21 protein-coding genes and 1 pseudogene are annotated in these 17,675 nt (G+C 64.4%); 21 read left to right on the forward strand and 1 reads right to left on the reverse strand.

All coding sequences use genetic code 11. The annotated features are described in order from the left end of the window. Positions 1 to 235 precede the first annotated feature (235 nt). The 6 genes and pseudogenes from tuf (at position 236) to ACZY0Y_RS00610 (ending at position 8,200) form a co-directional block, all read left to right on the forward strand. Positions 236 to 1,426: an elongation factor Tu gene (tuf, locus tag ACZY0Y_RS00585; RefSeq protein ID WP_024366002.1), complete on the forward strand. Its 1,191-nt coding sequence runs from the start codon at positions 236 to 238 to the stop codon at positions 1,424 to 1,426. 338 nt (positions 1,427 to 1,764) lie between these two features. Next, positions 1,765 to 2,358 (forward strand): annotated as a pseudogene (locus ACZY0Y_RS00590) (carboxylesterase family protein); the annotation flags it as partial. Positions 2,359 to 2,377: 19 nt separating this feature from the next. Continuing rightward, entirely contained in the window at positions 2,378 to 3,007 is a 630-nt protein-coding gene (locus ACZY0Y_RS00595) for a carboxylesterase family protein (protein ID WP_463956432.1), read from the forward strand. Between the two features lie 133 nt (positions 3,008 to 3,140). After that, positions 3,141 to 7,268: a hypothetical protein gene (locus ACZY0Y_RS00600; RefSeq protein ID WP_463956433.1), complete on the forward strand. Its 4,128-nt coding sequence runs from the start codon at positions 3,141 to 3,143 to the stop codon at positions 7,266 to 7,268. A gap of 93 nt (positions 7,269 to 7,361) precedes the next feature. After that, positions 7,362 to 8,105: a hypothetical protein gene (locus ACZY0Y_RS00605; protein WP_463956435.1), complete on the forward strand. Its 744-nt coding sequence runs from the start codon at positions 7,362 to 7,364 to the stop codon at positions 8,103 to 8,105. Further along, positions 8,075 to 8,200, forward strand: coding sequence for a hypothetical protein (locus ACZY0Y_RS00610; protein WP_272927702.1), 126 nt, complete (start codon positions 8,075 to 8,077; stop codon positions 8,198 to 8,200). Before ACZY0Y_RS00605 ends, ACZY0Y_RS00610 begins: the two co-directional genes overlap by 31 nt. 33 nt (positions 8,201 to 8,233) lie before the next feature. On the opposite strand, the gene ACZY0Y_RS00615 is transcribed toward ACZY0Y_RS00610, so the two are convergent. Further along, positions 8,234 to 9,661, reverse strand: a complete 1,428-nt coding sequence (locus tag ACZY0Y_RS00615; RefSeq protein ID WP_160664300.1) for a GH1 family beta-glucosidase — start codon at positions 9,659 to 9,661, stop codon at positions 8,234 to 8,236. A gap of 437 nt (positions 9,662 to 10,098) precedes the next feature. On the opposite strand from ACZY0Y_RS00615, the gene rpsJ reads away from it, so the two are divergent. From rpsJ to rpsH, 15 genes are all read left to right on the forward strand, one after another. Then, positions 10,099 to 10,407, forward strand: coding sequence for a 30S ribosomal protein S10 (rpsJ, locus tag ACZY0Y_RS00620; RefSeq protein ID WP_024366135.1), 309 nt, complete (start codon positions 10,099 to 10,101; stop codon positions 10,405 to 10,407). A 17-nt stretch (positions 10,408 to 10,424) separates the two neighbouring features. Next, a complete protein-coding gene (gene rplC, locus ACZY0Y_RS00625; protein ID WP_024366134.1) occupies positions 10,425 to 11,075 on the forward strand; it encodes a 50S ribosomal protein L3 in 651 nt (216 codons plus the stop codon). A gap of 4 nt (positions 11,076 to 11,079) precedes the next feature. Next, complete coding sequence (rplD, locus tag ACZY0Y_RS00630; protein ID WP_160664302.1) at positions 11,080 to 11,703, forward strand: 50S ribosomal protein L4; 624 nt, start codon at positions 11,080 to 11,082, stop codon at positions 11,701 to 11,703. Next, on the forward strand, positions 11,700 to 12,005 hold the full coding sequence (rplW, locus tag ACZY0Y_RS00635) for a 50S ribosomal protein L23 (protein ID WP_024366132.1): 306 nt from the start codon (positions 11,700 to 11,702) through the stop codon (positions 12,003 to 12,005). Before rplD ends, rplW begins: the two co-directional genes overlap by 4 nt. 30 nt (positions 12,006 to 12,035) lie before the next feature. After that, positions 12,036 to 12,875 (forward strand): 50S ribosomal protein L2, encoded by an 840-nt coding sequence (gene rplB, locus ACZY0Y_RS00640; RefSeq protein WP_024366131.1) that lies wholly within the window; start codon positions 12,036 to 12,038, stop codon positions 12,873 to 12,875. Positions 12,876 to 12,887: 12 nt separating this feature from the next. Beyond that, positions 12,888 to 13,169 carry a 30S ribosomal protein S19 gene (rpsS, locus tag ACZY0Y_RS00645; protein WP_018773666.1) on the forward strand — a complete coding sequence of 94 codons (282 nt, stop codon included), beginning with the start codon at positions 12,888 to 12,890 and terminating at the stop codon, positions 13,167 to 13,169. A 38-nt stretch (positions 13,170 to 13,207) separates the two neighbouring features. Next, complete coding sequence (gene rplV / locus ACZY0Y_RS00650; RefSeq protein ID WP_003803798.1) at positions 13,208 to 13,573, forward strand: 50S ribosomal protein L22; 366 nt, start codon at positions 13,208 to 13,210, stop codon at positions 13,571 to 13,573. Further along, positions 13,574 to 14,416 carry a 30S ribosomal protein S3 gene (gene rpsC, locus ACZY0Y_RS00655; protein WP_024366130.1) on the forward strand — a complete coding sequence of 281 codons (843 nt, stop codon included), beginning with the start codon at positions 13,574 to 13,576 and terminating at the stop codon, positions 14,414 to 14,416. Continuing rightward, a complete protein-coding gene (rplP, locus tag ACZY0Y_RS00660) occupies positions 14,417 to 14,833 on the forward strand; it encodes a 50S ribosomal protein L16 (protein ID WP_024366129.1) in 417 nt (138 codons plus the stop codon). Between the two features lie 2 nt (positions 14,834 to 14,835). Then, the gene (gene rpmC, locus ACZY0Y_RS00665; RefSeq protein ID WP_024366128.1) at positions 14,836 to 15,171 is read left to right on the forward strand and encodes a 50S ribosomal protein L29; all 336 of its coding nucleotides are present in this window, start codon (positions 14,836 to 14,838) and stop codon (positions 15,169 to 15,171) included. Next, complete coding sequence (gene rpsQ, locus ACZY0Y_RS00670; protein WP_035739337.1) at positions 15,168 to 15,476, forward strand: 30S ribosomal protein S17; 309 nt, start codon at positions 15,168 to 15,170, stop codon at positions 15,474 to 15,476. Before rpmC ends, rpsQ begins: the two co-directional genes overlap by 4 nt. A 375-nt stretch (positions 15,477 to 15,851) precedes the next feature. Next, a complete protein-coding gene (rplN, locus tag ACZY0Y_RS00675) occupies positions 15,852 to 16,220 on the forward strand; it encodes a 50S ribosomal protein L14 (RefSeq protein WP_024366126.1) in 369 nt (122 codons plus the stop codon). A gap of 3 nt (positions 16,221 to 16,223) precedes the next feature. Then, positions 16,224 to 16,583 (forward strand): 50S ribosomal protein L24, encoded by a 360-nt coding sequence (gene rplX, locus ACZY0Y_RS00680; protein WP_463956436.1) that lies wholly within the window; start codon positions 16,224 to 16,226, stop codon positions 16,581 to 16,583. Continuing rightward, complete coding sequence (gene rplE, locus ACZY0Y_RS00685; protein ID WP_024366124.1) at positions 16,583 to 17,164, forward strand: 50S ribosomal protein L5; 582 nt, start codon at positions 16,583 to 16,585, stop codon at positions 17,162 to 17,164. Before rplX ends, rplE begins: the two co-directional genes overlap by 1 nt. 97 nt (positions 17,165 to 17,261) lie before the next feature. After that, positions 17,262 to 17,660 carry a 30S ribosomal protein S8 gene (gene rpsH, locus ACZY0Y_RS00690; RefSeq protein ID WP_024366123.1) on the forward strand — a complete coding sequence of 133 codons (399 nt, stop codon included), beginning with the start codon at positions 17,262 to 17,264 and terminating at the stop codon, positions 17,658 to 17,660. Positions 17,661 to 17,675 lie beyond the last annotated feature (15 nt).

The following is a 17,675-nucleotide window of genomic DNA, read 5'->3' on the forward strand; positions in this document are numbered from 1 at the left end:
GGCTCTCGCAGCAACAAACTCGGGTGCGTCTTCGTCAACGGAGATTCACCTGGTGCAGGTGGCTGGCTTCGGCCTGCCGGGCCGGCCACCAGCACCGACAGACTCGAGGGACTAGTATTAGTTCCTGAATCTGCAATTTCATCAATCCAAAGCCCCCCAAGTAGACTTACTGAAGTTTCGCCGCGACAAGCGCGGTCGAAGGGTAAGTCATTTGAAAACGTTCTAGGAGGAACCTGTGGCAAAGGCAAAGTTCGAGCGGACTAAGCCGCACGTCAACATCGGCACCATTGGTCACGTTGACCACGGTAAGACGACGCTGACGGCCGCGATTTCCAAGGTGCTGTACGACAAGTACCCGACTCTCAACGAGCAGCGCGACTTCGCGTCTATTGACTCTGCTCCCGAAGAGCGTCAGCGCGGCATTACCATCAACATCTCCCACGTCGAGTACCAGACCGAGAAGCGCCACTACGCACACGTAGACGCCCCGGGTCACGCTGACTACATCAAGAACATGATCACCGGTGCTGCACAGATGGACGGTGCAATCCTCGTGGTTGCCGCCACTGACGGCCCGATGGCTCAGACCCGCGAGCACGTTCTGCTGGCCCGCCAGGTTGGCGTTCCCTACCTGCTGGTCGCACTGAACAAGTCGGACATGGTCGATGACGAAGAGCTCCTCGACCTCGTCGAAATGGAAGTTCGCGAGCTGCTTTCGGCTCAGGGCTTCGATGGCGACAACGCTCCGGTTGTTCGGGTTTCCGGCCTGAAGGCACTCGAAGGCGACCCGGTTTGGGTCAAGTCCGTCGAGGACCTCATGGAAGCTGTCGACGAGTCCGTTCCGGACCCCGTACGTGACCGTGACAAGCCGTTCCTGATGCCGATCGAAGATGTCTTCACGATCACCGGCCGTGGCACCGTTGTTACGGGCCGCGCCGAGCGTGGAACCCTCGCCATCAACTCCGAGGTCGAGATCGTCGGCATCCGCCCGGTCCAGAAGACCACGGTTACCGGTATCGAGATGTTCCACAAGCAGCTCGACGAAGCATGGGCCGGCGAGAACTGTGGCCTCCTGCTCCGCGGTCTGAAGCGCGACGATGTCGAGCGTGGCCAGGTTGTCGTCAAGCCGGGTTCGATCACCCCGCACACCGACTTCGAGGCCAACGTCTACATCCTCTCCAAGGACGAAGGCGGACGTCACAACCCGTTCTACTCCAACTACCGCCCGCAGTTCTACTTCCGCACCACGGACGTAACCGGCGTTATCACCCTGCCGGAAGGCACGGAAATGGTTATGCCTGGCGACAACACTGAGATGACCGTTGCGCTCATCCAGCCCATCGCCATGGAAGAGGGCCTCGGCTTCGCTATCCGCGAAGGCGGCCGCACCGTTGGTTCGGGACGCGTCACCAAGATCCTCAAGTAATACTTGCTGATCTGAATTACCTGCTGACCGGACTGGCCGCCTGACGGCCACCGTGAAGCCAGGAACAGCCCCGCTGCACTCGCAGCGGGGCTGTTCTGTTTCTTGCCCCTGCTGGAGCCGGGTCCAAGGCCACTAACGGGCCAGTTGTGCGTGTCCCACGATGGTGTGATGAACGTTTCCGTGAACACGGCCCAGGGTGAGCTGCGCGGCAGCTTTGCCGGCGGGGTCCATGCCTTCCTCGGGGTTCCCTATGCGGCTCCGCCCTTTGGCGGGAACCGGCTCCGCCCTTTGGCGGGAACCGGCTCCGCCCGCCGCAGCCGGCCAGGCGGTGGTCCGGGGTTCGTGATGCCACGGACTTCGGGCCGGAGCCTCCGCAGGTGGCGCCTCCGGCCACCGGCGGCCCGGACACGGGGGCCGCGGAGGACTGGGAGGATGTCAACTCGGCGTTCGCTGCGGTGAAACGTGCAGCTCCTTCCGAGGACTGCCTGAACCTCAACATCTGGACGCCGGAGCCTGGCGCGGCTGGATTGCCGGTCATGGTGTGGATCCAGGGTGGAGTGTTCGAGCTCAGCTCGACGGCGGCCTACGACGGGAGCCGCTTCGCCCGGGACGGCGTGATCTGTGTCGTCATCAACTGGCGTCCCGGAGCGGAGGGCTTCCTCTATCTCGGCGATGGTATCGCCAACCTCGGCCTGCTCGACCAAGTGGCGGCGCTGGAGTGGGTGCGGGACAACATCGCAGCCTTCGGCGGGGACCCCGGGAATGTCACTGTCTTTGGTGAGTCTGCCGGCGCGATGAGCATCGGCATGCTCCTCTCGATGCCCCGCGACACGCGAGGCCATCGCGGGCGCCGGGGTCCCGCGGCTCCTGGCCGCCCAGGCGGAACTGAAGGACGAGCTTCTTTCCGACCCGGACCCGGACCGGTGGGGTGAGGCCGTGGTGGCGAGTGTGATGCCGTGGCAGCCCGTCATCGACGGCGACACTATCCCGGGACCGCCGATCGAGCGGATTGCGGGCGGCGCCGGGGGACAGGTGGACGTCATCGCCGGCACGAATATTGAGGACTGGCGCCTGTGGCTGGTTGCCAGCGGAGCGATCGCCCGGATCACCGACGAGATCCTCACCGGGCCGGTCCGTGCCTACGGGTACCAGGCGCTGGCAGCCTATGGCCTGGCGGCCGAACGCGCGCTTTCGGCCTACCGGGAGCACTACCCGACGGCGACCCCCGGGGAGCTGCTCGCGTCGGTCCAGACTGACTGGTGGATGCGGGTCCCCGCGATCCGCCTGGCCGAAGCACACACAGCCGCCGGCGCTGCGGCGGGCACCTACATGTACGAGTTCGCGTGGGCCTCACCGGGTATGGGTGCCGTGCACGCCGTTGAGGTGCCCTTTGTCTTCGACAGCGAGCCCCGACGCGCCACTCTTCGGTCCGCTGCTGGGCAACGACCCGCCGCAGGAACTCGCGCGCACCATGCACGCCGCCTGGGTGGCCTTCGCAACCACCGGGGACCCCTGCTGGCCGACATACGAGCCCGGGCGGAGGGCCACGATGCGGTTCGACACCACCTCCCGGGTCGTTGAAGATCCCCGGAAGTGGGAGCGGGCCCTATGGGAGGGCCTGCGCTGACCACCTGGCGGTGATACATTTAATCTAGTCATTGGATTTACTGGGGGCTGGGCGGATTCGGGCAGCCGGAGTCATGAAAGGACCTTAATGCCGAGTGCTGTCCAGACCCTGCTGGTAGTCCTTCTGTTGGCCGGTGCCGTTGTGCTGGGCAGCCGCTGGGGGAGGGCGCAGGAACGCCGGCGCGGCATTGAGGCCGGCAGCGGCGCCTTCGCGGCCGGCTTCCGGGCGGGGCACCTTCAAGGCTGGAGGGACAGCCAGTCCGCCCATGGGCAGCTGGTGGCGACCATCCCGGCTGCCCCGACAGCGCCTCAACCGGCGGCTCAACCCGTCCCGCCGGCCGGGACCCAGCCGTTCCCGCCACCCCAACCCATGGGGCACCCGGAGTTCTGGAGCGCTCCGAAGGAACAGCTCCCGCCCCTCCCGGTCCAGTGGTCCGGTCCGCCACCGGCCGCGCGCCCGGCCGTTCGCCAGGAATCCGCCGCGGAACAGTCCGCCCGCAAGGAGAAACGGGACCGGCAGAACATCAACATCACCCTTTACGTCGCCAGCCTCCTGCTGGTCGCCGCCGGTGCCCTGTTCGTCGGCACCTCCCTGCCGGAAGTCCTCCGCTTCGCCGGAGTCGCCGCCATCACGGCACTGTTCTATGCCGGCGGGTTGTTCCTGCACGCCAAGGCCCCAAGGCTCCGGCCTGCCGCCATCGCCTTCGCAGGCACCGGCCTGGCCCTCATCCCGGTGGCCGGCCTGGCGCTGTACAACTTCACCCTGCACGATGGCCCCACTGCCTGGCTGGTTACCTCCGCCATCGGCACTGTGGCCTACGTTGCCGCCGCGGTCCGGATGGACAGCAGGGTCCTCGCCTACTTGTCGCTGACGTTCGTAGTGTCGACAGCGTGGTCCGGGATTTCGGTTCTCGGCGGAGCCTTGGTCTGGTACTTCGTGGCGCTGATCGCCATCGCCATCGTGTTGACGCTGCTGGCACTGATCCGTCCGCGCTGGATGCCGGGCGTCTTCCTCAGGCCGCTCATGGACCTGCACCCCTTCGTGGTCCCGTCCGTGGCAGCGGCCGTGACCTTCGTGCCCCTGTTGCTTGGCAAGGGCGAGTACGCGCTGATCATGTTCCTGTGCGGCGCCTACTTTGCGCTGGTGGCAGCCGTTCCGCAGGGCCGATTCCGGGTCGCGCAGTACTACGGCGCGCGGGTGAGCCTCACCGTCGCTGCCACGGCAGCGGCCTGGGACGCGAGCGACAGCCTGCCCTGGACAGTGCTGGCCGCTGTCGTGCTGGCAGCCCTCCAGTCCGTGCTCGTGGGCTCCGGGATGAAGGTCCTTCCTGCCACGTTGCTGGGATCCACCAGCCGCAGGCGTGTGGACGCCCTCACCGCCTTCGGGCTGCAACTGCTCCTGACGCTGGTGTGGAGTGCTTCGACGCTCCTCGATGCAGCCATCGACCCTCCGGTTGACGTTCCGGGCTGGGTGCCGCTCCTGCTGGCGTTGCTCACCGGCATGGCCCTCGCAGTGGAACTGGGTGGATTGGCGGAATGGGCGCCGCTGGCTGCTCTTGTCCTGTCCGCTGCCGCTATTGACAGCACCGGCCGATGGACCCAGGCCGGTCTCCTGCTGCTGGCGGCGCTGTTCTGGGCCGTGCGGGCGCTGCCCGCGGGCGAGGTGCTGCGCCGGCACTTCGTGCTCGCTGCCCGAGTCGCAGCGACGCTGGCCGTTCCCGCCGCTGTCGCGGCTGCGGCGTTGGACACCCCTGACTTACTCGCCGTGCTCTCCGCTTTCCTTCTTGCCCTCGTGGCCCAGCAACTCGCCACGGCATTTCTCGTGGGGGTGGGCGTTCCCTCGCTGGCACCCGACGCCAGCCTGGCGGCCTTCACCCTCGCAGCACTCCCCACCCTCGCCGGCGTGGCCCTCGCGGACGACACGGCGGGGAGGCTGCTCACCGGCACCGCCATCGTGCTGCAGCTGATCGTCACCCTGGCCATCGGCTGGGCCCTGTCGGGGGCGGCCTCGAACAGTTCTTCGTGGCGGCCCGGCGTCCATGAGCTGTTGCCGCTGGGCATGGCGGCTGCGCTGGCCGGCCTGGCATTCGCCGCGGTCTCGCTCCGGGCGGGCAATATCAGCCTGGCCCTGGCGGTGTTGTATCTGGTGTTGGCCGCGCTGCGACGCGCCGTGCTGCAACAGCGTTGGAGCTACTGGTGGATGGCCCGGGGGACCGGTACCGTCCTGGTGCTGACGGGTGTCGAGCAGCTCCGTCGGGACACCGGCCCGCTGCTGCTTGGCGGCGAGGAACTCTCCGTTGCGTCGTTTGCCGTGCTGGCGTTGGCACTGCAGCTGGCCTTCCCACTTCGTGCAGAGGCCAGGGTCCGGGCTCCGCGCGGGGTGCTCGCGGACGTCGCCGGCGTGCTCGTGCTGCAGGCCGGCGCCCTGGCCGTGCTCAGGACCTCAACCCTGAACGACGAAGGATCCGGGAGTTGGCAGCTGACTGCTGCCGTGGCCATGATTGCGTTCAGCGCAGCGGCTGCGGGATTCGTCCTGCGCGCCCGCCGGCCGTCGACGGCGGTTGCCCCGGCGGCGTTGCTGGTGCTGCTGCTGGCCCGGGCGGGCTCGGCGCTCGACGTCGAGTTGGTGCTGGGCATCTTCGCCGTCTTCAGCGCCGTGATGGTGGTGGCGGCCTCCTCGCGCACCGCCAAGGGAGGCTACTTCGCTTCGGCCCGGGTACTCACCCTGGGCTTGGCCCTCGTGCTCAGCTACGACACGACGGTCTCCGTCACCGCCGTCTCGGTGACCTTCGGGCTCGTTCTCGCGGCCCAGCACGTGATCCGCTGGCTCATTCGGCACCGCCTGGTGGAAGTCCCGTTCCAGCAGGCAGCGGTCTGGATTACGCTCGCGGCCCAGACCGTGCTTCCCCTGGGCTACCTTGTGGCCGACCCGGACGACGGCGGCCGCTGGGTCGTCCTGCTGCACGTGGCGCTGCTGCTGGTCTCAGCGGCGGTGGCCAGCCGGGTCTTCGCGGGACGGGGGGCGGCCTACCTGACGGTCTATGCCGCCGTGTTCGGCACGGTGGCGATGGGTCCGCTGGCACAGTTCGACGGCGGCCCGGCCTCCGGCGGCTTCCTGGACCGGCCCCTGCTCAGCCGGGACGGGGTCGTGCTGGTCTTGCTTGGGCTGTCGCTGGCCGCCACCGGCGCAGGTCTGCTGTTCCGGCGGAACGCAAGGGCCGACGTCGAACGGTGGCTCTGGCTGGCCGCCTCCGGGGCTTTTGTTGTGTCCGCCCTGCTGCTGGCACCGCCGGCAGCCGACGGGTTGACCGCGGCGTCGGTCCTGGTTCTTGCGGTGGTATTCTTTTCGGCCTCGTACCTCGAGCGGTGGCCGGTGTTCTACGTGCCGGCTGTTGCGGCGGTGCTGGCCGGTGCCACGCTGGGAGCCGCCGAATTGCTGGAAGACGTGCCGGGCGCCTGGGGCAGCTACCTGCCGTGGCTGGCCGGCTGCGCCCCGGCTGCGGCGGCGCTGTATGCCCTCCGGTGGCTGGGCCGTGTCCCGCTGGCCGCCGATCCGGTCCGGCGCTGGTCGCTGGCAGCTGCCGGGGTCGTGGGTGTTGCACTCGCGGCGGCGGCCGGACTGTGCTGGGACGCGACGTCCTGGGCCGGTGCCGCGCTCGTGGTGTGCACCGCCGCAGTGTGCTGCGCCGAAGTGCCGGTGAGAGCCCGCAGGCTGGGCGCGGAACTGGGGCTTTTCGCCACGACGGCGGCCGTGCAGCGCGCGGTGCTCTTCACCGGACTCGAAGCCGGCTCCGACTGGCCCAATTGGTTCTGGACGCTGCAGTGGTACGTGGTTCTTGCCGCGGTGCTGGGCGCCCTGCGCCTGGCGTCCGGGAACCGCAGGGCGGTCCGGCTGCTGTGGTCCGGCGGTGCCGGGCTGTTGACCCTGTCCGGGCTGGGGATCATCTTGGGCGGTGATCCGGGCCAGCAGCTCTGGGTCCTGGCGCTGATGGCCGTCCTGCTGATGGCGGGGCTGGTGGCTGGCGAACGGCTGTTTGTCTGGTGGGGTGCGGCGGGGGTAGCCGGGTGCATCCTGTGGGCGATGCGCCAGTACACGTTCGCGCTGCTGGCCCTCATTGCCGCGGCCCTGATCGCGATCGCGGTCTGGCGGCTGACCCGCACCAGGCCTGCCGCAGCCGAGCCGGCGTCGCAACCTGAGCCGGCGGAGCGTGGTTGACGGGGCCTGGCGCGGTGACCCAGGACCTGAATGGCAAGTTGTCAGGCCGTGACCTGCGGGAGTGCGGCGAGAGGCTCGGGTATCGTGCACCCTATGGTCGAAGGACGAAGTGCCGAAGCAGTGAGGGACCGGCCGGCGGGCCCTGCCGTCGGGCGCCTGGCGCCCACGAAATATTGGCTCCTCGCCTGGCTGGCCTTCCTGCCAATTGCGTTGGCCCGTGCAGAGAACTTCAGTGAATCAGACACGTTCTGGCAAATACGCACCGGCATCCTAACCCTCGAGGCGGGGAAGATCCCTACAGTTGATCCCTTTTCCTGGACGGCTGCCGGCGAACCTTGGTCCTTGAACTCGTGGGGGTTCAATGTCCTCCTTGCGGGGGTGTACAACTCAGGCGGCCTGCCCGGTGTGGCACTCATTTGCGCCGTGATTGTGCTGGCCATTTTCGGCCTCGTCCTGCTTCTGGCCAGGAATCTCGGGGCTTCAGCGGCCGTGGCAGGCTGGTTGCTGTTCCCCGCGTCCCTTGTGCTGATCATCTGGTTTTCAGCGCGCCCCCACCTGGTGGATTATCTGGCCGTGCTGGTCCTCATCACTTCCACCCTCAAGCGGCCTGGCACGGAGCCTGCGAGCAGACCCCCACTGGAAACTGGAAACGGACGAATCCGCAGCAGCGCTGTTCGTCCGCGTGCCGGGGACGTGAGCATGCCGGGACTGCCGGCCACAGTGCGCACGATCAGCGCCCAGCCGGCGGGCAATGGCTGGCGACGACCCGGCGCTGATATCGTTGCTGCCAACGAAGGGAGCTCACAATGGGCTGGTTTATTTTCCTGTTGGTGGTAGTCGCCGTCGTCGCCGGTGTCTTTTGGGCCAAGAAGCACTTCCGCCACGAGATTGAGCGGGCCAAGCGGATCAACCGGGCCAACCGGCAGAAATAGCCGGGCACATCCGGCGGGGTGGCCCCTGCCGGGTCAGGCCCTGCGTGCCCGGCTGAGTGCCTGGTACCAGTAGTACGAATCCTTGGGCGTGCGCTCCTGGGTGTCGAAATCCACGTGGACCAGCCCGAAGCGCTGCGAGTAGCCGGCCGCCCATTCAAAGTTATCCATCAGGGTCCACACGTAATAGCCCAGCAACTCAACGTCCTCCGCGATGCCGCCGGGCGCCGTAGCGTCCAGGGCATGACCCAGGTGGGATGCGATGTAGCTGATCCGGTCCGCATCCGCGATGGGGCCGGACACATGGTCGGGCTCGGGGAAACTGGCGCCGCTTTCGGTGATGTACAGCGGGGGCAGCGCCCCGGCGTACCTGTCCTTCAGCTCCCGTAGCAGCGGACCCAGGTGGTCCGGTGCCACCGGCCAGCCGAAGCCGGTGGTCGCGTATTCCGGGAACGCCGCCAGGTGGAACGGCATCTTCAGCATGGCATCCACGTTGCCGACGGGGCTTTCGCCCTGGCCGCGTCCGGTCGCAACCTTTACGGGGTAGTAGTAGTTAAGGCCGTAGAAATCGAGGGGCTGGTGGATGGTGCGCAGGTCGGCATCGGAGATCTTCCCCAGCGAGCGGAACCAGGGCTTGGCGATCAGCGGCACTTTCGGGTACCGGCCCAGGAGGATCGGATCCGCGTAGACCCGGTTCAGCACGAGATCGAACATCTCGGCCAGTATCCGGTCCGTCACCGAGCGTGTCGCAGGCCGGACCGGGGAATGCAGGTTGGTGACGCCCACGGCGCCGGTGACTCCCTCCGCACGCAGCGCCTGCACGGCGAGGCCATGGCCCAGCAGCTGGTGGTGGACGGCGGGCAGCGCGTCGAAGAGCAGGTCATGGCCGGGGGCGTGGACCCCCAGGGCATAGCCGTTGAGCGTGACGGACACAGGTTCGTTTAGCGTCACCCACTGCGCGACGCGGTCGCCGAAGCGGTGGCCGGCGGCCGCACTGTACTCGGCGAACCGTTCCGCGGTCGCACGGTTCAACCAGCCGCCGCGGTGTTCCAGCGGCAGCGGGGTGTCCCAGTGGTACAGGGTTGCCATCGGTGAGATGCCGGCCTCGAGAAGCTGGTCGATCAGCCGGTCGTAGAAGTCGAGCCCCTCGGTGTTGAACGGTCCTGTGCCGTCAGGCTGAATGCGCGGCCAGGAGATGGAGAAGCGGTAGGAGTCGATGCCGAGCGCGCGCATCAGTTCGACATCTTCCGGAGACCGGTTGTAGTGGTCGCAGGCGACGGCGGGGGAGTGGCCGTCCTGGATACTCCCGGGTTTCTGGACAAAGGCGTCCCAGCCGGATGGCCCGCGGCCGCCGGCCGCGAGGGAGCCCTCGATCTGGAAAGCAGCCGAGGCGACCCCCAGCTGGAAATCCGGGCCCAAGCGCGCGGCGAGGGCCTGAACTGCCACGGAATCCTGCACAGTCATGCCCCCATCATCCCCACGGTGCCTGCCGAAGGCAATGAGCAGGAGTCCGTTCCCGCCGTCGCCCATGCCCGCGCCCCGTGATCCGGCCGGTGACCGGCCCACCCCGGCCCGCGGTCGATTCGCTTCTCCCCGGTAATTCCGGCATACTAGATGAGTTGTTCAAGCGCTCCTTCGCGTCCCGATCCGGATAATGCCGGGTGTCAGGGTCCAGGTAGGAGACCAAACATAACCCACGCCCCAAGGAACTGCGGACGAGTACGCGTGAAAAGCGCGACACGCCCGACCGCGGGGGTCGGTTACGCCGGCAGGTTGAGGAACCCGGATTCTTCCGGATTCAGCTTGTGCGGCGGGTGGTAGTTACGACTTCAATTGCCTCGGCAGCCACATGCAACACGCAAGTAAACAGGGTAGTACTAACTGAAAGAGAGTCAGGCGACATGGCGGGACAAAAAATCCGCATCCGGCTGAAGTCATACGACCACGAGGTCATTGACTCTTCAGCACGGAAGATCGTTGAGACGGTCACGCGCGCAGGCGCCACGGTAGTTGGCCCTGTGCCGCTGCCGACGGAGAAGAATATCTACTGCGTCATCCGCTCTCCGCACAAGTACAAAGACAGCCGCGAGCACTTTGAAATGCGCACGCACAAGCGTCTTATCGACATCATCGATCCCACGCCCAAGGCTGTTGATTCGCTCATGCGTCTCGACCTGCCGGCCGACGTGAACATCGAAATCAAGCTGTAGGGAGGTGCTGAGAGACTATGACCGCAACCCGTAACGTAAAGGGCCTGCTGGGCACGAAGCTCGGCATGACCCAGGTCTGGGACGAGAACAACAAGCTCATCCCCGTCACTGTGGTCCAGGCTGACTCAAACGTCATCACGCAGCTGCGCAATGCAGACACTGATGGCTATGTCGCCGTTCAGATCGGCTACGGCCAGATCGATCCCCGCAAGGTCACCAAGCCGCTGGCTGGTCACTTTGAAAAGGCAGGCGTCACGCCTCGCCGCCACGTCGTAGAACTGCGCACTGCAGATGCTGACTCTTACGAGCTGGGCCAGGAGCTCTCCGTTGAGCTCTTCGAAGCCGGCCAGAAGATCGACGTCGTTGGCACCACCAAGGGTAAGGGCTTCGCCGGTGTTATGAAGCGTCACGGCTTCCACGGCGTTGGAGCTTCCCACGGTGCCCACAAGAACCACCGTAAGCCCGGTTCAATCGGTGGCGCATCCACCCCGAGCCGCGTCTTCAAGGGCATGAAAATGGCCGGCCGCATGGGCGCCGTTCGTCACACCACGCTGAACCTCACGGTCCACGCGGTTGACGTCGAGAAGTCGCTGCTCCTGATCAAGGGCGCCGTCCCCGGCGCCCGCGGCCAGGTCGTACTCGTACGCACCGCCGTGAAGGGAGCCTAGTTCAATGACTAGCACTGTCAAGGTTGACCTGCCTGCAGAGATCTTCGACGTACAGACCAACGTGCCGCTGCTGCACCAGGTCGTCGTCGCCCAGCTCGCTGCTGCTCGCCAGGGTACCCACAAGACCAAGACCCGCGCCGAGGTTTCCGGTGCAGGTCGCAAGCCGTTCAAGCAGAAGGGCACCGGCCGCGCCCGTCAGGGTTCAATCCGTGCTCCTCACATGACCGGTGGTGGCGTTGTCCACGGCCCCACGCCGCGTGACTACAGCCAGCGCACCCCCAAGAAGATGATTGCTGCTGCACTGCGCGGCGCTCTCTCTGACCGCGCCCGTAACGGCCGCATCCACGTTGTCGCTGAACTGGTACCCGGCACCAAGCCGTCCTCCAGCGCCGCACTGGCAACACTGCGGGGTGTCTCCGAGCGCAAGAACCTGCTCGTCGTCATCGAGCGCGCCAACGATGTTGCTGCACTCTCCGTGCGCAACCTCACGGATGTTCACGTTCTGTACGCAGACCAGCTGAACACCTACGACGTTCTCGTTTCCGATGACGTTGTCTTCACCAAGGCTGCCTACGAAGCATTCGTTGCTTCCCGGGCAGTGGCAAAGAACGAGGAGGATGCCAAGTGAGTGCAGCCACCATCAAAGACCCGCGCGACGTCGTGCTTGCACCCGTCGTTTCGGAAAAGAGCTACGGCCTGATCGATGAGGGCAAGTACACCTTCCTGGTGGACCCCCGCTCGAACAAGACCGAGATCAAGCTGGCCGTGGAGAAAATCTTCTCCGTCAAGGTCGACTCGATCAACACCATCAACCGTGCCGGTAAGCGCAAGCGGACCAAATTCGGATGGGGTACCCGCAAGAACACCAAGCGTGCAATTGTGAGCCTCAAAGAAGGCACGATCGACATCTTCGGCGGTCCGCTCTCGTAGCGGAGACCACTTTAACGAGGAAATTAAATTATGGGAATCCGTAAATATAAGCCGACTACCCCGGGCCGTCGCGGCTCGAGCGTAGCGGACTTCACTGAAATCACGCGGTCGACGCCGGAAAAGTCGTTGGTTCGTCCCCTCCCGAAAAAGGGTGGCCGTAACAACACCGGTAAGATCACGACCCGTCACAAGGGTGGTGGCCACAAGCGCCAGTACCGTCTGATCGACTTCCGTCGCCACGACAAAGACGGCGTCAACGCCCGCGTTGCCGAAATCGAGTACGATCCGAACCGCACGGCTCGCATCGCGCTCCTCCACTACGTTGATGGCACCAAGCGTTACATCATCGCCCCGAACAAGCTGGCCCAGGGTGACACGGTAGAGGCAGGTGCCGACGCTGATATCAAGCCCGGCAACAACCTTCCGCTGCGCAACATCCCGGTCGGTACCGTAATCCACGCAGTTGAACTGCGTCCGGGTGGCGGCGCCAAGATGGGCCGCTCCGCCGGCGCATCGATCCAGCTCGTTGCTAAGGAAGGCCGTTTCGCCCAGCTGCGTCTGCCTTCCGGTGAAATCCGCAACGTTGACGTGCGCTGCCGCGCAACCGTCGGCGAGGTCGGTAACGCCGAGCAGTCGAACATCAACTGGGGTAAGGCCGGCCGTATGCGCTGGAAGGGCGTTCGCCCGACCGTCCGTGGTGTCGCCATGAACCCGGTCGACCACCCCCACGGTGGTGGCGAGGGTAAGACGTCCGGTGGACGTCACCCCGTCAACCCGAACGGTAAGCGCGAAGGCCGCACCCGCCGTCCCAACAAAGAGAGCGACAAGCTTATTGTTCGTCGCCGTCGTACTGGCAAGAACAAGCGATAGGAGCCTGGACACATGCCACGCAGCCTGAAAAAAGGTCCTTTCGTTGACCAGCACCTCTTTGTAAAGGTAGCCAGGGAAAACGAAAAGGGCACCAAGAACGTCATCAAGACCTGGTCCCGCCGTTCGATGATCGTCCCCGACATGCTCGGCCACACGATCGCCGTACACGACGGACGCAAGCACATCCCCGTGTTTGTCACTGAGTCGATGGTCGGGCACAAGCTCGGCGAATTCGCTCCCACGCGGACATTCCGCGGCCATGTCAAGGACGACCGTAAGGGCAAGCGCCGCTAGGCGCCTGCACTTACGTCAAAGACGAGAGAAGGAAAGCAATGGAAGCCAAGGCAATTGCGCGTCACATCCGCGTAACGCCTATGAAGGCCCGGCGCGTCGTCAACCTTGTTCGTGGTAAGCAAGCGAATGAGGCTCTGGCAATTCTGAAGTTTGCCCCGCAGGCAGCTTCAGAGCCGGTATTCAAGGTAGTTCAGTCGGCAATCTCCAACGCCCGGGTCCTCGCGGACCGCGACGGCGTGGCGTTTGACGAAGGTGACCTCATCATCAGCGAAGCGTTTGTTGATGAAGGCCCGACCATGAAGCGGTTCCAGCCGCGAGCCCAGGGTCGTGCATTTCAGATCAAGAAGCGCACGAGCCACATCACCGTGGTAGTCGCTACCCCGGAGAAAGAGGAGGCTCGCTAAGTGGGACAGAAAGTTAACCCGCACGGGTTCCGACTCGGCATCACCACCGATCACGTATCGCACTGGTTTGCTGACAGCACCAAGCCCGGCCAGCGGTACAAGGACTTCGTTCGCGAAGACATCCGTATCCGCCAGCTCATGTCCACGGGCATGGAGCGCGCCGGTATCGCCAAGGTTGAAATCGAGCGCACCCGCGACCGTGTCCGTGTGGATATCCACACGGCACGTCCGGGCATCGTCATCGGCCGCCGCGGCGCAGAAGCAGACCGCATCCGCGGCGAGCTCGAAAAGCTCACCGGCAAGCAGGTTCAGCTGAACATCCTCGAGGTCAAGAACCCCGAGATGGAAGCACAGCTTGTTGCCCAGGGCGTTGCTGAGCAGCTGACTTCCCGCGTGGCTTTCCGCCGTGCGATGAAGAAGGCCATGCAGTCCGCACAGCGTGCAGGTGCCAAGGGCATCCGTATCGCGTGCTCGGGTCGACTGGGCGGCGCAGAAATGTCCCGCTCGGAGTTCTACCGCGAAGGCCGTGTGCCCCTGCACACCCTCCGTGCGAACATCGACTACGGCTTCTACGAGGCCAAGACCACCTTCGGCCGCATCGGCGTGAAGGTCTGGATCTACAAGGGTGACGTCACCGCCAAGGAACTGGCTCAGCAGGCAGCTGCTGCACCGTCCCGCGGCCGTGGTCCCAGCGACCGCCCGGGCCGCCCGAGCGGCGCTGACCGTGGTGACCGCCGTCGTCGCAACGACCGCCCGGCCGAGGCTGCACCCGCTGCTGCCGAAGCTCCGGCTGTTGAAGCAGCTACCGCAGCCGCACCGGCAGTAGAAGGAGGACAGGCTTAAATGCTTATCCCACGTCGAGTCAAGCACCGTAAGCAGCACCACCCGGGTCGTTCCGGCGCTGCTACGGGCGGCACCAAGGTCTCCTTCGGTGAGTGGGGTATCCAGGCTCTGAGCCCGGCATACGTCACCAACCGTCAGATCGAGTCTGCCCGTATTGCGATGACCCGCCACATCAAGCGTGGCGGCAAGGTCTGGATCAACATCTATCCGGACCGTCCGCTGACGAAGAAGCCGGCCGAAACCCGCATGGGTTCCGGTAAGGGTTCTCCGGAATGGTGGGTCTCAAACGTCAAGCCGGGCCGGGTTCTCTTTGAGATCTCCGGTGTCGATGAAGAAACTGCCCGTGAGGCACTGCGCTTGGCGATCCACAAGCTCCCGTTGAAGGCACGCATTCTGCGTCGCGAAGGTGGTGAATAGAAATGTCAGTAGGATCCAAGGAACTTGCATCCGCACAGCTGGACGGTTTCGACAACGAGCGACTCGTTGAAGAACTCCGTAAGGCCAAGGAAGAGCTGTTCAACCTGCGTTTCCAGTCCGCCACCGGTCAGCTGGAGAACCACGGTCGTCTGCGCGCGGTAAAGAAGGACATCGCCCGCATCTACACCGTTCTCCGTGAGCGCGAGCTGGGCATTCGTGCCGAGGTTGCCGCACCGGTTGTGGAAGCCAAGGAAGAAAAGAAGTCCAAGAAGTCCGCAGCCAAGGCTGAGAAGGCTGAAAAGCCGGCCGAGGCTGAGACCGAGGAGGACGCCAAGTGAGTGAAAAGGACGAGAACGTGACGGAAACTGTTTCCGGCGCAGCTACGGCTGACGAGCGCGGTTACCGTAAGACGAAGCGCGGCTATGTGGTCTCGGACAAGATGGAAAAGACCATCGTTGTCCAGGTCGAGGACCGTGTGAAGCACGCCCTCTATGGCAAGGTCCTTCGCCGCAACACGAAGATCAAGGCTCACGACGAAGAGAACAGCGCCGGCATCGGCGACCTCGTTCTCCTCGCCGAGACCCGCCCGCTCTCCGCTACCAAGCGGTGGCGTCTGGTGGAGATCCTCGAGAAGGCCAAGTAACACCTGCACTACCGCCCAGGCGGTTGCAGTAGAGAAACCCCCGTTCCCTTCTGGGAGCGGGGGTTTCTTCGTTCCCTCCCTGCAGCCTTGCTGTGATATGGGGATAGGCGCGAAACGTGCTAAGATTTTGAGTTTGTATGGCGCCTTCTGTGCGCCGTCATCAAACCTCGTAAACAAGCGTGCCACGGCATAGTGCCCCCTTGTGCCCCGACCCGTCGGGATCCACCTGGGAAGCAAATGTTTTTGGCACGGGAGTTTAGGCCTGGTCTGGCAAAATCCAGGCAGGTCAAGAGACACCCCGATCAACCGTTCCGCAAGGCTCATTCCGTAGGAAGATTTTCGGTCTGAGAACCCGCGCGACGCAAGGAGTAAATAGTGATTCAGCAGGAGTCGCGACTCAAGGTCGCCGACAACACGGGTGCTAAGGAAATCCTTACCATTCGCGTTCTCGGTGGATCTGGCCGTCGCTACGCAGGCATTGGCGACGTAATCGTCGCTACCGTCAAGGACGCAATTCCGGGCGGCAACGTAAAGAAGGGCGACGTCGTCAAGGCTGTCATCGTCCGTACCAAGAAGGAACGCCGCCGTGCGGATGGTTCCTATATCAAGTTTGACGAGAACGCAGCTGTGATCCTGAAGGCTGACGGTGACCCCCGCGGTACCCGCATCTTCGGACCGGTTGGTCGTGAACTTCGCGATAAGAAGTTCATGAAGATCGTTTCTCTGGCTCCGGAGGTGCTTTAGTCCATGGCTAAGATCAAAAAGGGCGACCTGGTTCAGGTCATCACTGGCGCCAAGGCTGAGCGCGGCGGCGACAAGGGCAAGCAGGGCAAGGTTCTGCGCGTCTTCCCCGAGACCAACCGCGTGTTGGTCGACGGTATTAACCGCGTAACCAAGCACACCAAGGTCGGTCAGTCGCAGCGCGGCACCAAGACCGGTGGCATCGAAGTCGTCGAGGCTTCGATCCACATCTCCAACGTGGCTCTGGTTGACCCGTCCACCAAAAAGCCCACCCGCGTCGGTTTCCGCACCGAGACCGTTGAGCGCGATGGCGTGAAGCGCGAAGTGCGTGTCCGCGTGGCCAAGAGCTCAGGGAAGGACATCTAATGACTGAGACTCTCGAGACTCCGGCAAGCAAGATCGTTCCTCGTCTGAAGACCAAGTACGCGGATTCCATCAAGAGCACGCTCGTTGAGGAATTCAAGTACGAGAACGTCAACCAGGTTCCCCGCCTGGTCAAGGTCGTTGTGAACATGGGTGTTGGAGATGCCGCCAAGGACTCCAAGCTGATCGACGGCGCTGTCCGCGATCTGACCCTGATCACCGGCCAGAAGCCGCAGGTAACCAAGGCCCGCAAGTCGATCGCACAGTTCAAGCTGCGCGAAGGCATGCCGATCGGTGCACACGCAACTCTGCGTGGGGACCGCATGTGGGAATTCCTGGACCGTCTGGTCACGCTGGCTCTGCCGCGTATCCGTGACTTCCGGGGCCTCAGCGGCAAGCAGTTCGACGGCAACGGCAACTACACCTTCGGTCTGACCGAGCAGGTTATGTTCCACGAGATCGACCAGGATTCCATCGACCGCGTTCGCGGCATGGACATCACCGTCGTGACCACTGCCAAGACCGACGACGAAGGCCGCGCGCTGCTCAAGGCGCTTGGCTTCCCGTTCAAGACCGAAGATTAATCTAGCTACGTAAAAGGTCCGTCCGCGCTGGTTCCGAATTAACTTTCGGTACGACCTGCACGGCGGAAACCGTTATGAGGAAGGGCAAGAGCCCACCATGACAATGACAGATCCCGTCGCAGACATGCTTACGCGTCTGCGCAACGCAAACTCGGCATACCACGAATCCGTGTCTATGCCGTACAGCAAGCTCAAGGCACGCGTTGCCGACATCCTGAAGGCCGAAGGTTACATCGCCTCCTGGAAAGAAGAAGACGCTGAGGTTGGCAAGAAGCTGACCCTCGAGCTCAAGTTCGGTCCGAACCGCGAGCGTTCAATCGCTGGCGTTCGTCGTATTTCCAAGCCGGGACTGCGCGTATACGCAAAGTCCACCAACCTGCCGCACGTGCTCGGTGGCCTGGGTGTCGCAATCCTGTCCACCTCTTCCGGCCTCTTGACTGACAAGCAGGCCGGCAAGAAGGGCGTGGGCGGCGAAGTCCTCGCTTACGTCTGGTAACGGGAAAGGAAGAGA

The organism is Pseudarthrobacter kochi (genome assembly GCF_055412805.1).

Bases quoted from the DNA above. Each gene is read 5' to 3' on its own strand.
- ACZY0Y_RS00595 (WP_463956432.1), top strand. From the start codon at position 2,378: ATGCCGTGGCAGCCCGTCATCGACGGCGACACTATCCCGGGACCGCCG.
- ACZY0Y_RS00600 (WP_463956433.1), top strand. From the start codon at position 3,141: ATGCCGAGTGCTGTCCAGACCCTGCTGGTAGTCCTTCTGTTGGCCGGT.
- ACZY0Y_RS00605 (WP_463956435.1), top strand. From the start codon at position 7,362: ATGGTCGAAGGACGAAGTGCCGAAGCAGTGAGGGACCGGCCGGCGGGC.
- ACZY0Y_RS00610 (WP_272927702.1), top strand. From the start codon at position 8,075: ATGGGCTGGTTTATTTTCCTGTTGGTGGTAGTCGCCGTCGTCGCCGGT.
- ACZY0Y_RS00615 (WP_160664300.1), bottom strand. From the start codon at position 9,661: ATGACTGTGCAGGATTCCGTGGCAGTTCAGGCCCTCGCCGCGCGCTTG.
- rpsJ (WP_024366135.1), top strand. From the start codon at position 10,099: ATGGCGGGACAAAAAATCCGCATCCGGCTGAAGTCATACGACCACGAG.
- rplC (WP_024366134.1), top strand. From the start codon at position 10,425: ATGACCGCAACCCGTAACGTAAAGGGCCTGCTGGGCACGAAGCTCGGC.
- rplD (WP_160664302.1), top strand. From the start codon at position 11,080: ATGACTAGCACTGTCAAGGTTGACCTGCCTGCAGAGATCTTCGACGTA.
- rplB (WP_024366131.1), top strand. From the start codon at position 12,036: ATGGGAATCCGTAAATATAAGCCGACTACCCCGGGCCGTCGCGGCTCG.
- rpsS (WP_018773666.1), top strand. From the start codon at position 12,888: ATGCCACGCAGCCTGAAAAAAGGTCCTTTCGTTGACCAGCACCTCTTT.
- rplV (WP_003803798.1), top strand. From the start codon at position 13,208: ATGGAAGCCAAGGCAATTGCGCGTCACATCCGCGTAACGCCTATGAAG.
- rplP (WP_024366129.1), top strand. From the start codon at position 14,417: ATGCTTATCCCACGTCGAGTCAAGCACCGTAAGCAGCACCACCCGGGT.
- rpmC (WP_024366128.1), top strand. From the start codon at position 14,836: ATGTCAGTAGGATCCAAGGAACTTGCATCCGCACAGCTGGACGGTTTC.
- rplX (WP_463956436.1), top strand. From the start codon at position 16,224: ATGGCTAAGATCAAAAAGGGCGACCTGGTTCAGGTCATCACTGGCGCC.
- rplE (WP_024366124.1), top strand. From the start codon at position 16,583: ATGACTGAGACTCTCGAGACTCCGGCAAGCAAGATCGTTCCTCGTCTG.
- rpsH (WP_024366123.1), top strand. From the start codon at position 17,262: ATGACAATGACAGATCCCGTCGCAGACATGCTTACGCGTCTGCGCAAC.